We start from the raw sequence: 13,365 nt of genomic DNA on the forward strand, positions 1-13,365 counted from the left end.
GTAGAAGTCAAGTCGTGTGTACCTCGCCACGTCCTATCGCGCCGCGCTGAGCAGCTCGGCGAGGTCCCACACGCACTCACCGGTCCAGATCACGGAGAACACCGCGATCGCGGCCAGCACGGCGACCAGGAGCCAGGAGCCGCGCCGGCGGGGCCCGAGCAGGCACGCGACACGGCGCGGCACCGCGCCGGCACGCCGCAGGTCGCGCGCCGCGGGAGCCATCCGCAGCCCCGCCTCACCGCGCCCGGCGGCGACCAGCGCGGCGGCCCCGATCGCGGTGGCCACCGTCCGCCGGTCGCGCAGCGCGCCGGCCGCGATCTCGTCCGCCGCGCGTTCCACCAGGTACTCCATCCGGCGCGCGGACAAGCGGAAGACCGGATGGAGCGCGACCGCGAAACGCACCGCGCCGGCGAGGTGATGATGGCGATGGGTGAGGTGCGCACGCTCGTGCGCGAGCAGTGCCGCGTACTGGCGGGCGTCGAGCGCGTCGCGCATGGCGGTGGTGATCACGATCCGGCCGGTGCCGATCGGCACCGCGAACGCGTCCGCCTCCGCGGCGTGGATCAGGACCACACCGTTGGCGTCCGCGTCGAGCCGCAGGTAGGGGCGGGCGGCCGCGAGGTCCTGCCGGTATCGCCGCACCGCGCGGGCCAGGGCCGTGACGGCGGCGGCGAGCAGCACCGCGGACAGTCCGGTGATCCACGGGACCCGCGCGGTGTCATGGCGGACCACGGCGTCGGACCAGCCGAGCGTACGGCCGGCAAGCGGCTGCTCAGCGAGCGCCTTGAGCGTGAACACCGCCAGGTTCGCCGTGGAGGCGGCGGCCGCGCCCGCGATCGACCAGGCGAGGAACGGCACGGCGACCTCGGGCCGCAAGCGGTCCGCGACGGACCGGACGGCGATGGCCAGCACCGCCGGGCAGACGACGACGGACAGGATGAAGTGGTCGAGCACCGTCGGCGTGCCTCCTCCGGGCAGTGGCTGAATGTTAGGCGACCCTAACATCACGGTTGCCGGGCGAGAGGCGACGCGGTTCCCGCCCGCAGCCGAGACGCGGGATGGGGACCCGCGCTCCCGGGGGCGGGATCATCACTGCCGGCTGCGGCGCTCGGCTGCCGGCAGGCCGGCGGGCGTGCCGTGCGGTCAGCGCGGTGCGTGCGGCGGGCAGCCGAGCCGGTGCGGGGCGAGTGCGAGGTCGTCGATCCAAACGTCGAAGCCGGCCGGGGTGGTGCCGGCCTGGTAGAGCTGCCAGCCGATCCTGACGGTGGTGACGGTGGGGAGCACGAACGGCACGTCGGCACCGCCGTGCTCCTGCCCGGAGGCGGACAGCGCCGGGGTGACCGGGTCGCCGAGCCAGACCTGCACCCGGTTGCCGTCCCGGTCCAGCAGCCACTCCACGCACTGCCAGCGGCCGGCCAGGGCCGGGGCGGACTCCTGCCAGTCGGTCCAGTCGCCAGTGGGGCCGCCGTCCGCGCCGATGCCCCACAGTGCCCGGCCGGCCGGGGGTACCCACTGGCCGCCGAGCGGCCGTACCACCTCGGCGCTGCCGGTCCCGGTCGCCTCGACCAGGGTGAAATGCGCCCAGTCCGGTGCGGTGGGGAAGGCGGCCACCCGCACGCGCATGCGGCCGTAGAGCTGGGTGCCGGGCACGGTGAGGTCGTTGACGGTCAGGAATGCGCGGCCGTTGTCCCGCGTGCGCACGTGCAGGACCTTGCCGTCGTGTGCCCGGCGCTCGACGGTGAGCGTGCCGTTGCGGGTGTCGATGCCCCACGCCATGCTGCTCGCGCCGCCGGCCGGGAGGCGCTCGAAGTCCTCGCAGAACAGCAGCTGCCGCTCGGGGGTGCAGGAGCCGCCTGCTCCGCCCGCGTCGGCCGAGGGGAGGAGGAGGGCGAGGGCGGCGAGGGCGGTGAGCGTTTTCACCCGGCCATTATATCGACGGATAGCGATCTATGGGGTGCGCCGGTGGCCGCCTGCCAGACGCGCGGCCACCCGGCGTGCCGCCTTCTCGCCCGCACGCTGACGGATCAGCCCTTCCTTGGCCGCACCGCGCACGGTGGCGACCACGGACCCACCGCTCCGCGCCAGGGTCACCGTCACGACCGCCGGGTTCATGTTCAGCAGGCCCGCACCGATCACGGCCTGCAACTCGCCGACCGGGCTGCCCAGCTCCGCCAGGGTCCGCGCGGCCAGGCCGGCCGCGGCCGGCAACGACTGCGGCAGCTCCACGGTCGTCTCGTAGATGTCGGCGCGCAGCCTGCGCGCTGCCGATGCGGCGCCGCGGACGCCGCCGGCCCGTCCGGCCGGGCCCGCCCCCGCGAACCCGCCGGCCGCGCCCAGCGCCGCGAGCCCGTCGACGAGCAGCCGGTTCTCATCCGGTGTCAGTTCCATGGTGTCCAGTAGATCAATCGCTCGCAACGGCCGGTGACCAGCCGAGACGGCGGGGCGCGTCCGGGCCGGCGCGACTCGCGCCCGGGGTGTGAAGCGATCTTGACAGGGTGGTTGCAGTCCATCGACACGCGTTGACCGTTTCCGGTGGTGCAGAAGCGTCGAAGCTCCTCGACCAGGAGGTCTTTCGATGAAGAGGCGCTCGCCGGCGCGGCACTGATCGGCGCCGCCCCGGCGACGTAGCCGGTCACGCACCGGCACGGGAGGTGATGCACCGAATCGTCGGCGAACAGTGCGAGGCGTTGCGCCGTAACGGATCGGCGGACCTGTCCGACCTGTCGTTCCGGGTCTCGGCCGGGGTCGCGGCGGAGGTGATCGGGCTGACCGAGGGGCGCGGCGACCTGACCCGCCGGATCCAGCGGTTCTTCGACGACATTCCGCACGGGACGGCGCGTGGTCTGCGCGGGATGCGCGAACAGTCCCGCGCGATCGGCGTCAACGTGGCCTTCTACCTCCGCGACATCCGGCCCAACGTGGCGGCCCGGCGACGGAGGCGACGCGATGACCTGATCTCCCACCTGATCGACGCCGGGCGCTCGACCATGGAGATCATGACCGAGATCGTGACGTACGCCGGCGCCGGCATGGTCACCACCCGTGAGTTCATCACGGTGGCGGCCTGGCACCTGTTCGAGGACGACGCGCTGCGGACCCGCTATCCGGCGGCCGGGGAGCCGGAGCGGCACGCGATCCTGCACGAGATCCTGCGCCTGGAGCCGGTCGTCGGAACGATCTCCCGGAGAACGACCGCGCCGATGGACCTGGCCGGACGTGCCGTCCCGGCCGGCACGCTGGTCGACGTCGAGGTGACGTCGGTCAACGCCGACCCGGCCGCCGCCGGCGAGCAGCCCGACACGGTTTGCCCGGGCCGGGACCTGGGCGCCGGCCTGTCGTTCGGCGACGGCGCCCACCGCTGCCCCGGTGCGCACCTGGCCATCCAGGAGAGCGACATCTTCCTCGCCCGGCTGTTCGCGATGCCGGGGGTGCGGATGACCCGCCGGCCCGAGGTGCGCATCCAGCCGATGGTCGCCGCGTACGAGCGGACCGGCCTGCGCGTCAGCGTCGACCCGGCCTGACCGTGATCCAGGCGTCACTCAGGTAGCCGTAACGACGTGGGTGACACCTGGATCGTCGCGCGGTCGGCAACCGCCGGGCTCCGGCAGCACTCTCCGGCCGGCTACCGGCGGAAACACGGTTACCGAACACCCCGGAACATCGTCTCGTCGAGGCCGGCCGAGGATCGAAGAGCCGTTCCGCGGCAGAGATCAGTGCTCCGGGCCGCGTGCCTCGGCGAACATGGCCATGAGGTCCGGCGATGCGTCAGGATCGCGAGCACCCCAGAAGCGGCGACTTGCTTGCAGTAGCTCACGTGAAACCTCACGCCGATACCGCCGGCGGCCGCCGACTGCGACGAAAGCTGCGGCGATCAACCGCTCGGCGTCAGCCGGCAGGCCGGCGTCGCCCATCGCGGGCAGTAGCAGGAGCAGGCGCTCCGCCGCGCTCCGGGTGGGATCGGGCTGATGCGCGACGGACACGAGGTCCCGCCACGAGTACGCCGGCCCTCGGAAGTGCCCCTCGAGCGCTGCCAGCGTGACCACCATGTCGGTGCCTGCCGGTTGCAGGAGATAGTCCCAGCCCGCGTCTGTCCCGACATTGCGAAAGACCACATGAAGGCGGTAGCCGGAGGCGAGCCGCAGGGTGATGAACGGCCAGCTGTCCGGGTGGTGCAGTTTCTCCGCGTAGGCCTCGACGTCAGCGGGATCGGCGTCGAACGCGACGGCCGCGGTTCTGGAGCCGCCCACGGAGAGCAGGAACGCCGGCCAGAACAGCTCGTCCGCCGGCCATGAACCGGCGTCGGTGGGCACGGAGTCATCGACCGGCGGCTGGAAGCCGCGCAGATAGCGCCGCAGAGACACCGCGGCAGTCTGCCAGACCGCCACCGGATCCTGTGCGCGGGATGTCCTGGCACCGGATGGCCGGCCGCCGCCGCCGTCACGGCGGCGACGGCGAGGCTCAGCCGGTTCCTCGTGCGGCGAGGTCGATCGTGCCGGTACGCGGGCCGAAGACCATGGTGGTCCGGGTGCCGGGCCGGTACGGCGCCCAGCCGGGATCGAGGTCGCTGACGAACCGCACCCAGGCCGCGTGCACCACGGCGGCCGCCTCCGGTGCCGTTCTCCCACCCATCAACAGCGCGCCGTCCGGTGTGTCCATCGTGTCGAACACGAACGGGATGTCCACGGCATGCGCCGCGCCCAGCAGTCCGCCCGCCGCCGCGGACCGGTGATCGAAGCGATACATCCAGGTGGGAGCGTCCGCGCCGCGGGCCTCCGCGAGCTGGACGGCCGGGCGTGTATACGCGTGTTCGGTCACGATCGCCGCGAGGACGTCGCCCGGTGAGACGCCCGGCTTCGCGCACGCGGCGGCGACCGTGGCCGCGTGCACGCCGAACCGGGCCGCGCCGGCGACTGCCGCGGCCTCGTCGAGATGCGTGATCGCGCCGGACGCGACCAGGGGCAGGCGGGCCTCCTCCGCTGTGGTGCCGGTCAGGAGCGCGACGCCCCGGCTCGCGCCGTCGGCGATCGCGTCCAGCGGATGGCGGGGCAGCACGGTGCCGTCCACGACCGGCGCGAACGGCAACCCGGTGACCGCGACGTGGCCCCACTCGGCCGGTGACCCGATCGCGGCCGCCACCCGTTCCGTGGCCGCCAGTACCCGGCCGGGCGGAACGGCGGCGATCGCCGCCCGCTCCGGAGCCACACCGAGTTCGGCTGCCAGCAGCCCGGCCACTCGCAGCCCGGTCCGCGCGTCCAGCGTGTGCCAGGCCGCGCCGCTCTGGGTGATCGCGCCGCGGAACAGACCCTCGGCCGTGGGCATCGCCAGCAGCGCGGCGATGCTCATCGCGCCGGCCGACTGGCCCGCGACGGTGACCTTGGCGGGGTCGCCGCCGAACGAGGCGATGTTGTCGCGCACCCATTCCAGCGCGGCGATCTGGTCGAGCAGGCCCACGTTGCTGCCGTCGTCGCCGGTGTGCAGGAAGCCCTCGGCCTGCAACCGGTAGTTGATCGTCACGCACACCACGCCGTCCCGCGCGAAGGCGGAGCCGCGACACCCCACCACCGACCCGGAGCCGCTGGTGAAGCTGCCGCCGTGGATCCAGACGAGCACGGGGAGGCCGTCCGCGGCCGGGTCGGGCGTCCAGACATTGAGGTTCAGGCAGTCGTCGCCGGGCACGGCCGGATCGGCGAAGAACTGCCGCAACGACGGTGGGAAATCGCTCTTCGGCGCGGTCGGCCCGTAAGCGGTGGCGTCGCGGACACCGTCCCACGGCTCGGCCGGCCGGGGCGGGCGCATCCGGTGCCCGCCGAACGGCGGTGCCGCGTACGGGATGCCGAGGTAGGCCGGCGTGCCGTGGTCGATCCGGCCACGGACAACGCCGCCCTTGACTCGCACGTCCGGTATTTCGGTGCTCACTGATCAGCCTCGAAGGGTACGGAACGCGCCACGGACCTCGGAGACCAGGACGTCCGGGTGCTCCCAGCCCGGGTAGTGGCCACCAGGGTCCATCTCGTTCCAGGCGATGATGTTCTTGTGGCGGTGTTCGGCCCAGCGCTTGGCCGTGGGGAACGGTTCGGCGGGGAAGAGCGTGAACGCGGTCGGCACGGTCACCGTCTGGGCGTTCTGCTCCTCGGCGGTCTGCGGCGTCCACCGCATCGCGGACTCCCAGTACCACCGGGCCGCTGCCGCGCCGGTCGCGGTGAACCAGTACAGGGCGATGTTGTCGATCTGTCGTTGCTGGGCTACGCCGTTGTCCTCGGCGAACAGGTCTAGGTGTTCGCCGAGCCACGCGGCGAGCCCGGCCGGCGAGTCGAGCAGGGAGTAGCCGAGGGTCTGCGGGCGCAGGCCCTGAAGCATGACGTGCACCATGCCACCGCGGACGAACTCCTCGCGTTTGGCGATCATGGCCTGCTCGGCCCCGTCGGCGGTGGCGATGTCGCCGGGCAGCGGCGACGCGTGCGGCATCGTCAGGTGCAGGCCCACGACCCGCTCCGGTGCGAGCCGGGCCAGCTCCGCGCTGACCGACGCACCCCAGTCCCCACCGTGTGCGCCGAACCGCTGGTGACCGAGGCCGGTCATTAGCCCGGCCCAGGCCCGGGCGGTACGCGCGGGGTTCCAGCCCTGCTTCCGCGGCCGTTGACTGAAACCGGAGCCGGGCAGTGCCGGAATCACCACGTGGAACACGGTCCGCCGCAGATCCGCCAGATCGTCATCCGCGGCGTGGACCGGACAAGGCTCTATTGTGGACAACTCTGCTCCCCCTACCTGACCGCGGCACCAGCCGATCACCCGTCCATGTGTAGCGTCGCCGCCGACGTTCAGCCAGGGATCGCGAATCCCCCTCGGCGCGGACGCCGGGCGACCCGGACCCGGCCGGCGGATGCGGCACCGGGGTCCGGGAGTCAGCGTCCGGGTCAGCCGACGAGCCGCCACCCTTCGGCGGCGGTCCGGTCGTGCCAGAACGATGCGTACGTGCCGCCCGCGCCGACCAGGTCGTCGTGCCGGCCGCGTTCGGTGATGACGCCGTCGCGGAGCACGAGGATCTGGTCGGCGGCCCGGACCGTCTCCAGCCGGTGCGCGATCACGAGCAGCGTCGTGCGCCGGGCCAGCGCGTGCACCGCGGTCTGCACCGCCGCCGCGGTCTCCGGGTCCAGGGCCGCGGTCGCCTCGTCCAGCACCACGATCGGCGCGTTCTTCAGCAGTGCGCGGGCGATCGACACCCGCTGCCGCTGCCCGCCGGACAGTGCCGTGCCGCCCTCACCGACCGGGTCGTCCAGCCGATCGAGCAGATCGCCGAGGCCGGCGGCGGCCGCGGCGGCCCGGACCTCCTCGTCGGTGGCGTCGGCCCGGCCGAGCCGGATGTTGCCGGCCAGCGTGCCGTCGAACAGATACACGTCCTGGAAGACGAACGCCACCCGGGACATCAGGTCCGCCGTGGCCATCTGACGCACGTCGACGCCACCGATGCGTATCGCGCCGGCGTCGACGTCCCAGAAGCGGGCCAGCAGCCGCGCCACGGTGGACTTGCCGGCGCCGGACGGTCCGACCAGTGCGGTCATCCCACGCTCCGGCAGCGTGAAGCTGACCCCGGCCAGCACCGGACGGCCGTCGTACCCGAAGTGGACGTCGTCGAGGACGACCTCGGCGGATCGTGGCGTTCGCGGCTGGTCCGGTGCCGGCAGGGTGGCGGCCGTGAGCACGTCGTCGAGCGTGCTGAGCCGGCCGTTGGCCAGGCGCAGTGCGGCACCGTACTCGGCGGCGGTACCCAGCGGTTCGGTCAGCCGCACGGTGAGCACCAGCACGGCCAGCAGCACCGGTACGTCCAGCGAGCCGCCCAGCACCAGGTTCGTGCCGGCCAGCAGGACGCCGCCGAGCAGCGCGCGGACCGCGAAGCCGAAGCCGGTCAGTGCGGGGATCACGTGGCGCAGCATCGCCCGGTCCGCGGCGGCCTGCGCGACGAGCGCGTCGTCGAGCAGCCGGTGCTCCCGGGCGGTGCGGCCGTACGCCCGCAGCACCGGCTGGGCCTGTGCGAACTCCACGAGGCGGGCCGCGACCTCGTCCGCACGGCGGTGCCGGTCCGCATCGGCACGTGCCACCGCTCGGTCGGCGGCCCGCAGGACCACGGCCAGCAGCGGGACCGTCACCGCGACCGCGGCGCCCAGTCGCGGCTCCACCACCAGCAGCGTCACCGCGACGACGGCCGGGGTGATCGCGGCGGTGACGACCGGTCGCAGCAGGTGGGCGGGCACGTTCATCAGCTGCGGCACGCTCTGCCCGGCGAGCCGGCTCAGCTGTCCGGTGCGGGCGGGGGAGAACCAGCCCAGCGGCAACTCGATGATCTTCTCACCGAGCCGGTGGTGCAGCGCCCGGGCCACGTCGCTGCCGAGCCGGAACGCACGGGTCTGCGCCGACCAGGTGAGTGCGCCGTACCCGGCGACCGCGGCGGCGAACGCGGCGAGCCAGGGCAGCGCGCCGGCCGGGCGCGAGCCGAGCACGGCGTACAGCAGTGGGACCAGCAGCGCGTACGCGAGCCCTTGCGCGGCCGCGGCGGCGGCGGTGAGCACCAGCAGACGGCGCAGTGGTGCGGCGTGGGCCGGGCCGAGCGCGGTGGCCAGGGCGCGGATCATGCGGTCTCCTCCAGTGCGGGCGTGAGCTGCTGGGCCCGCCACATGCGGGCGTACCGGCCGCCGGCGGCGAGCAGGCCGGCGTGCCGGCCCTGTTCGGTGATCCGGCCGGCGTCGAGCACCACGATCCGGTCGGCGTGGCGGATGCCGGCCAGCCGGTGCGCGATGACGAGCATGGTGCGGCCCGCGGTGAGCGCGGACAGCGCACGCTGGATCTCGGCCTCGGCGTGCGGGTCGGCGTACGCGGTGGCCTCGTCCAGGATCAGCACCGGGGGATCGGCCAGCAGTGCCCGGGCGATCGACAGGCGCTGGGCCTCACCGCCGGAGAGCACCAGCTCGGTGCCGACGATCGCCCGATAGCCGCCGGGGGCGGCGGCGATCCGGTCGTGGATCCGCGCGGTGCGGGCCGCGGCCTCGATCTGCGCGGCGGTGGCGCCCGGCCGGGCCAGCGCGATGTTCTCCGCCACCGAAGCCCGCAGCAGCACCACGTCCTGCAGCACGAACCCGACCGTGTGGTGCAGCACCGCCGGGTCGAGGTCGCGCACGTCCACCCCGCCGACGGTGATCCTCCCGGTGGTCACCTCGTGCAGGCCGGCGATCAGCCGGGCGACCGTGGACTTCCCGGCCCCGGACGGGCCGACCAGCGCGGTGACCGTGCCGGGCGGCAGTTCCAGATCAAGACCGGACAGCACCGGTACGCCGTCGGCGTAGCCGAACCCGACGTCGTGCAGCCGGATCGTGGTCCCGTCCGGTTCGGCCGTGCCGGGCGTGCGCACCGGTGTGCGCAGCACGTCCGCGACGGCGCCGGCGGCGCTCAGCCCGGTGCGCAGTGCCTGGGTCTGCCGGCCGATCGTGGCGACCGGTGCGGCCACCGCGGGTGCGAGCAGCACGAACGCGACCACCGCGCCGGGCGTGACCACACCGGCCGCGACGGCCGGTACCGCGGCGGCGAGCACGGTCAGCAGCACGGCCGGTGCCGTGACCACCAGCTGGGAGGCCGTGGTGACCGCGGTGGTGCCGGCCGCCCAGGTGGTGAAGAAGTCGCTGAACGCGTCCGCCGCCCGCCGGTACCGGTGGTGGGCCTCGCCGGCCCGGCCGAACGTCTTCAGCACGGCGATGCCGTCGACGAACTCGACCGCGGCGTTGTTGATCTCCGTCGCGGCGCGGCCGTACGCGGCCATCTGCGGGCCCGCGTTCGCCATCGCGCGCCGGAACAGCAGCGCACCGGCGACCGCCGGGAGCACGCAGAGCGCGGCCAGCACCGGGTCGACCGTGGCCAAGTGGACCAGTGCGGCCAGCGGCGTGACGACCACCGCGGTCACGTCGAGCACGGTGTGTGCGACCAGGTGGTGCAGGGCCGCGACGTCGTCGTGCACGGTCTTCTTCACCGCGCCGGAACCACGCCCGGCGTACCAGGACAGCGGCACGCGGCTGAGCCGGCTGGCCAGTTGCCGCCGCAGGCGCAGCTGCAGGCCGGTGTCCGCCAGGTGGGTGAGCGCGCCGGCGGCCGCGGCGCACAGCACGCTCAGTAGCGCCGCGCCCGCCCCGGCCAGCGCGATCGTGCAGACCGCGCCGGCGCCGGCCAGCAACCGGTCGCCGATCATCGCCATGGCGACGAGGACGCCGGTGGCCGAGACGCTGGACAGCGCCTGCAGTGCCACCGCGAGGATCAGCCGGCCGCGGACCGGCCGCAGCAGTGCGCGCGCGCTCACCGGGCCGCCGCGCAGTCCGGGCAGGTGCCGAGGAGCTCGACGCTGTGGTTGACCTGAGCGAAGCCGTGCTGCCGCGCGATCGCGGTGGTCCACTGCTCGATGGCGGGGCCCTCGACCTCCACGACGCGGGCGCAGTCGCGGCACATCAGGTGGTGATGGTGGCGCGGGCTGCAGTACCGGTAGACCTGTTCGCCGGTGGCGGTGCGGGTGGCGTCGACCGCGCCCTCCTCGGCGAGCGCCTGCATGGCGCGATACACCGTGGTGAGACCGATGGGGACGTCACGTCTGCGCAGCTCGGCGTGGATGCGCTGGGCGCCGAGGAACTCGCTGCTGTCCCGTAGCACCGCGCCTATCTCGGCCCGGTGCCGGATCTGCCGCCGTGACCGGGCGCCGTCGGTCGTCATCTGCTTTCTCCGCTTCCGAGGGGGGTGTCGTCGTTGCGAACGGAGACAGACTATAGGAGATGAAACCCATTTCCATTAGTGTGTACGGGTCGGCGGGCAGCCCGTCGCGATGCGGAGACAGGAGCTGATCGCAGGTGTCCATGACGGACGACTACCGCGAGTCCGCGGAGTTCCTGGACCTGATGAGCCAGCAGATGTGGCAGGCGCTGCGCGCGCCGGTGACCGCGGCGATGCGTGACGCCGACCCGGCCGCGGGCCCGATCGTCGACCTGGGCGCGGGCAGCGGTCTCGGCGTCCTGGCCGTCGCCGCTGCCGTACCCGGGGCGGAGATCATCGCGGTGGAGCCGTCATCCGGTCAGCGCGCCGCGCTGCTGGCGCGCGTGGCGGCGGACGCGGACCTGCGGGACCGGGTCACCGTGCTCGCCGCGACCGCGCAGGACGCCGCGCTGCCGTCCCGTGCCGCCGCCGTTCTCGCGCTCAACATGGCCGGCCATCTGGCGCCCGCCGAGCGGCACGCGCTCTGGGCCGCGACGGCCCGCACGCTGCCGCCCGGCGCTCCGCTGCTGACCAACGCGCAGCCGCCGGAGACGGCCACGGCGGTGCCGGAGACCGTCTTCGCCGAGATCCCGGTCGGGCGCCACCGGTACGAGGGTGCGGGGCGCGCGGAGCCGTCCGGCCCGGACCGGCTGGTGTGGCACATGCGGTACCGCGTCCGGGACGCGGACGGCGCGCTGCTGCGCGAGGTCGCCACGTCGTACCCCTGGCATGTGGTCTCCGCGGCCGCCCTGGCGGGGGAACTGCGCGCGGCCGGCTTCACCGCCGAGGCGGACACCGGCGGGCTGATCCACGCCGTCCGGACGCCGGCGGGCTGACCCGCGACCTGCCCGGCGGAGGCGGGACGTGCTCGGCGCTCGCCGTCCATGTCCGTATGCGCATACCGCACGTGTCCGGCGCTGCTGCCGCGGGTCCCCACGACCGGCGTGGGGACCCGCGCACGTCAGCGCACCAGCACGCCGATCTCCGGCGAGCCCGGCACGCCGGAGCCGCCGAGGTGCCGGGCGGTCATCCCGGACTCCGCGGCCAGGTCCTCCAGGCTGAGCGTCGTCCAGTCGTAGGCGTCCTCCACGGTGCGGACCACCTCATGGCCGGAGAACACCTTCCACGTGGTCCGCCACCGCATCAGCCTCGGCCCGGCGACCTCGGCCGACGTCCACCACTCGTACGTCTGCGCCCCGATCGTCTCGCGCAGCATGCGGATCGGCTCGATCCGCCGGGCCCGGTGCCCGCCCATCAGCTCCACCACCACCGGCGCACCGGCCGGCAGCCGCGGGCGCAGCAGGTCCCACAGCCGGGCCCGGTCACCGTCGCCGAGATGGCCGAGCACGCCGAACGCGACCACCGCGCTGATCCGGTCCGGCAGCACCAGATCCGGGGCCGCCCCGGCCACCACCGTGACCCGGCGGCGCAGGTCCGGCTCGCCGAGCACCCGGCTGGTCAGCACCGCGCGCATCGGGGTGGCCGGTTCCACCGCGACGATCTCGGCGGCCGGCAGCCGGCCGGCGATCAGCCGGGTCAGCTGCCCGGTGCCCGCGCCGATCTCCACCACCGGCCCGAGCGCGGGATCGACGCCGCGCAGCGCCGTGGTCAGTGGCCCGGCGCTGGTGCGCACGTGCCGGTCCGCGACCATCTCGTAGAACTCGCCGGACGTGCTGTAGAAGTCGGTAGCCATCGGAAGGTCTCCTACGGGGTGCTGGGCCACGCGGTCGCGGCGGCCGTCGGCAGGGCGAGCGCGGACATCAGCGCGGCCACCACCGCGCGGCGCTGCGGGAACAGGAAGAAGTGGTTGCCGGGGAACACCGTCACCTCGGCGGGCGTGCGGGCCACCGCGGACCAGCCGGCCGCGTCCGCCGCGTCGCACTCCGGGTCGGCGTCGCCGGTGAACACCGACACCGGGCAGTCCAGCGGCGGCGCGGGCCGGGCGGTGTAGGTCTCGGCGAGCCGGTAGTCGTTGCGCACGACGTCCAGCACGGCCCGGCGCAGGTACGGGTCGGCCAGCACCTCCGGCGGGGTGCCGCCCAGCCGGTGCAGTTCGGCGACCAGCGCCTCGTCGTCGCCGTGGTGCACGGTCCCGGGCCGGTGCGCGGTCGGCGCCTGGCGCGCGCAGGCGACCAGGCGGTCCGGCCCGGGAAGCCCTCGGCGACGCAGTTCCTGTGCTGTCTCGTACGCGACCGCGGCGCCCATGCTGTGCCCGAGGAGCACGAACGGGCCCGCGGTCAGTGGCAGCTCGGACATGAGCGTGTCGACAAGCCGCGGCATGTCGTCGATCAGCGGCTCGGAGAATCGGTTCTCCCGGCCCGGATACTGCACCGGGACAAGCGTGGCCTGCGCCGGGAAAAGCCCTCGCCACGACCGAAACGCGCTGGCGCTACCGCCGGCGTGCGGAAAGCAAAAAATGCGCACGATATCTGTCGTCTCCTTTTTGCGGGCAGCATTGAATTGCGCTCATGGGCGCTTTTCGAGGTGTGCGTTATTTGTTTATCAGGTGTAGATTGGGGCCTCCAGAAAGGAAACAGAATGAGTGACATGCGTGCCTTTCCGATACCCCGGTCCTGCCCTTTTTCGGCA

14 protein-coding genes are annotated in these 13,365 nt (G+C 73.8%); 2 read left to right on the top strand and 12 right to left on the bottom strand.

Features of this window, described 5'->3' with window-relative positions; translation table 11 throughout:
* Positions 1–33: 33 nt before the first annotated feature.
* From J2S42_RS00950 to J2S42_RS00965, 4 genes are all read right to left on the bottom strand, one after another.
* On the bottom strand, positions 34–954 hold the full coding sequence (locus J2S42_RS00950) for a M48 family metalloprotease (RefSeq protein WP_307234213.1): 921 nt from the start codon (positions 952–954) through the stop codon (positions 34–36).
* 189 nt (positions 955–1,143) lie between these two features.
* Positions 1,144–1,920: a hypothetical protein gene (locus J2S42_RS00955; protein WP_307234215.1), complete on the bottom strand. Its 777-nt coding sequence runs from the start codon at positions 1,918–1,920 to the stop codon at positions 1,144–1,146.
* A 27-nt stretch (positions 1,921–1,947) separates the two neighbouring features.
* Positions 1,948–2,388: a hypothetical protein gene (locus J2S42_RS00960; RefSeq protein WP_307234217.1), complete on the bottom strand. Its 441-nt coding sequence runs from the start codon at positions 2,386–2,388 to the stop codon at positions 1,948–1,950.
* Positions 2,379–2,636, bottom strand: coding sequence for a hypothetical protein (locus J2S42_RS00965; protein ID WP_307234218.1), 258 nt, complete (start codon positions 2,634–2,636; stop codon positions 2,379–2,381). Before J2S42_RS00965 ends, J2S42_RS00960 begins: the two co-directional genes overlap by 10 nt.
* An 18-nt stretch (positions 2,637–2,654) precedes the next feature.
* On the opposite strand from J2S42_RS00965, the gene J2S42_RS00970 reads away from it, so the two are divergent.
* Positions 2,655–3,521, top strand: a complete 867-nt coding sequence (locus tag J2S42_RS00970) for a cytochrome P450 (RefSeq protein WP_307234220.1) — start codon at positions 2,655–2,657, stop codon at positions 3,519–3,521.
* 189 nt (positions 3,522–3,710) lie between these two features.
* Here J2S42_RS00970 and J2S42_RS00975 read toward each other — a convergent pair whose 3' ends face one another.
* From J2S42_RS00975 to J2S42_RS01000, 6 genes are all read right to left on the bottom strand, one after another.
* Positions 3,711–4,385, bottom strand: coding sequence for a hypothetical protein (locus J2S42_RS00975; protein ID WP_307234222.1), 675 nt, complete (start codon positions 4,383–4,385; stop codon positions 3,711–3,713).
* A 73-nt stretch (positions 4,386–4,458) separates the two neighbouring features.
* Positions 4,459–5,916: a carboxylesterase/lipase family protein gene (locus J2S42_RS00980; RefSeq protein ID WP_307234224.1), complete on the bottom strand. Its 1,458-nt coding sequence runs from the start codon at positions 5,914–5,916 to the stop codon at positions 4,459–4,461.
* A 3-nt stretch (positions 5,917–5,919) separates the two neighbouring features.
* Positions 5,920–6,933: an alpha/beta fold hydrolase gene (locus tag J2S42_RS00985; protein WP_307234226.1), complete on the bottom strand. Its 1,014-nt coding sequence runs from the start codon at positions 6,931–6,933 to the stop codon at positions 5,920–5,922.
* Positions 6,915–8,627 (bottom strand): ABC transporter ATP-binding protein, encoded by a 1,713-nt coding sequence (locus tag J2S42_RS00990; RefSeq protein ID WP_307234228.1) that lies wholly within the window; start codon positions 8,625–8,627, stop codon positions 6,915–6,917. Before J2S42_RS00990 ends, J2S42_RS00985 begins: the two co-directional genes overlap by 19 nt.
* Entirely contained in the window at positions 8,624–10,336 is a 1,713-nt protein-coding gene (locus J2S42_RS00995) for an ABC transporter ATP-binding protein (RefSeq protein ID WP_307234229.1), read from the bottom strand. The genes J2S42_RS00990 and J2S42_RS00995 overlap by 4 nt, the downstream gene beginning before the upstream one ends.
* Positions 10,333–10,740 carry a Fur family transcriptional regulator gene (locus tag J2S42_RS01000; protein ID WP_307234231.1) on the bottom strand — a complete coding sequence of 136 codons (408 nt, stop codon included), beginning with the start codon at positions 10,738–10,740 and terminating at the stop codon, positions 10,333–10,335. The genes J2S42_RS00995 and J2S42_RS01000 overlap by 4 nt, the downstream gene beginning before the upstream one ends.
* A gap of 140 nt (positions 10,741–10,880) precedes the next feature.
* Between J2S42_RS01000 and J2S42_RS01005 the strand changes: the two genes are divergently transcribed.
* Positions 10,881–11,612 carry a methyltransferase domain-containing protein gene (locus J2S42_RS01005; protein ID WP_307234232.1) on the top strand — a complete coding sequence of 244 codons (732 nt, stop codon included), beginning with the start codon at positions 10,881–10,883 and terminating at the stop codon, positions 11,610–11,612.
* A gap of 125 nt (positions 11,613–11,737) precedes the next feature.
* On the opposite strand, the gene J2S42_RS01010 is transcribed toward J2S42_RS01005, so the two are convergent.
* Together J2S42_RS01010 and J2S42_RS01015 are read right to left on the bottom strand one after the other, a co-directional pair.
* Complete coding sequence (locus tag J2S42_RS01010; protein ID WP_307234234.1) at positions 11,738–12,469, bottom strand: class I SAM-dependent methyltransferase; 732 nt, start codon at positions 12,467–12,469, stop codon at positions 11,738–11,740.
* Positions 12,470–12,480: 11 nt separating this feature from the next.
* Positions 12,481–13,200, bottom strand: coding sequence for a thioesterase II family protein (locus J2S42_RS01015; protein ID WP_307234236.1), 720 nt, complete (start codon positions 13,198–13,200; stop codon positions 12,481–12,483).
* Between the last annotated feature and the right edge of the window lie 165 nt (positions 13,201–13,365).

Source organism: Catenuloplanes indicus (assembly GCF_030813715.1).
GTDB lineage: Bacteria > Actinomycetota > Actinomycetes > Mycobacteriales > Micromonosporaceae > Catenuloplanes > Catenuloplanes indicus.

Bases quoted from the DNA above. Each gene is read 5' to 3' on its own strand.
- J2S42_RS00960 (WP_307234217.1), bottom strand. From the start codon at position 2,388: ATGGAACTGACACCGGATGAGAACCGGCTGCTCGTCGACGGGCTCGCG.
- J2S42_RS00970 (WP_307234220.1), top strand. From the start codon at position 2,655: ATGCACCGAATCGTCGGCGAACAGTGCGAGGCGTTGCGCCGTAACGGA.
- J2S42_RS00990 (WP_307234228.1), bottom strand. From the start codon at position 8,627: ATGATCCGCGCCCTGGCCACCGCGCTCGGCCCGGCCCACGCCGCACCA.
- J2S42_RS01000 (WP_307234231.1), bottom strand. From the start codon at position 10,740: ATGACGACCGACGGCGCCCGGTCACGGCGGCAGATCCGGCACCGGGCC.
- J2S42_RS01005 (WP_307234232.1), top strand. From the start codon at position 10,881: ATGACGGACGACTACCGCGAGTCCGCGGAGTTCCTGGACCTGATGAGC.
- J2S42_RS01010 (WP_307234234.1), bottom strand. From the start codon at position 12,469: ATGGCTACCGACTTCTACAGCACGTCCGGCGAGTTCTACGAGATGGTC.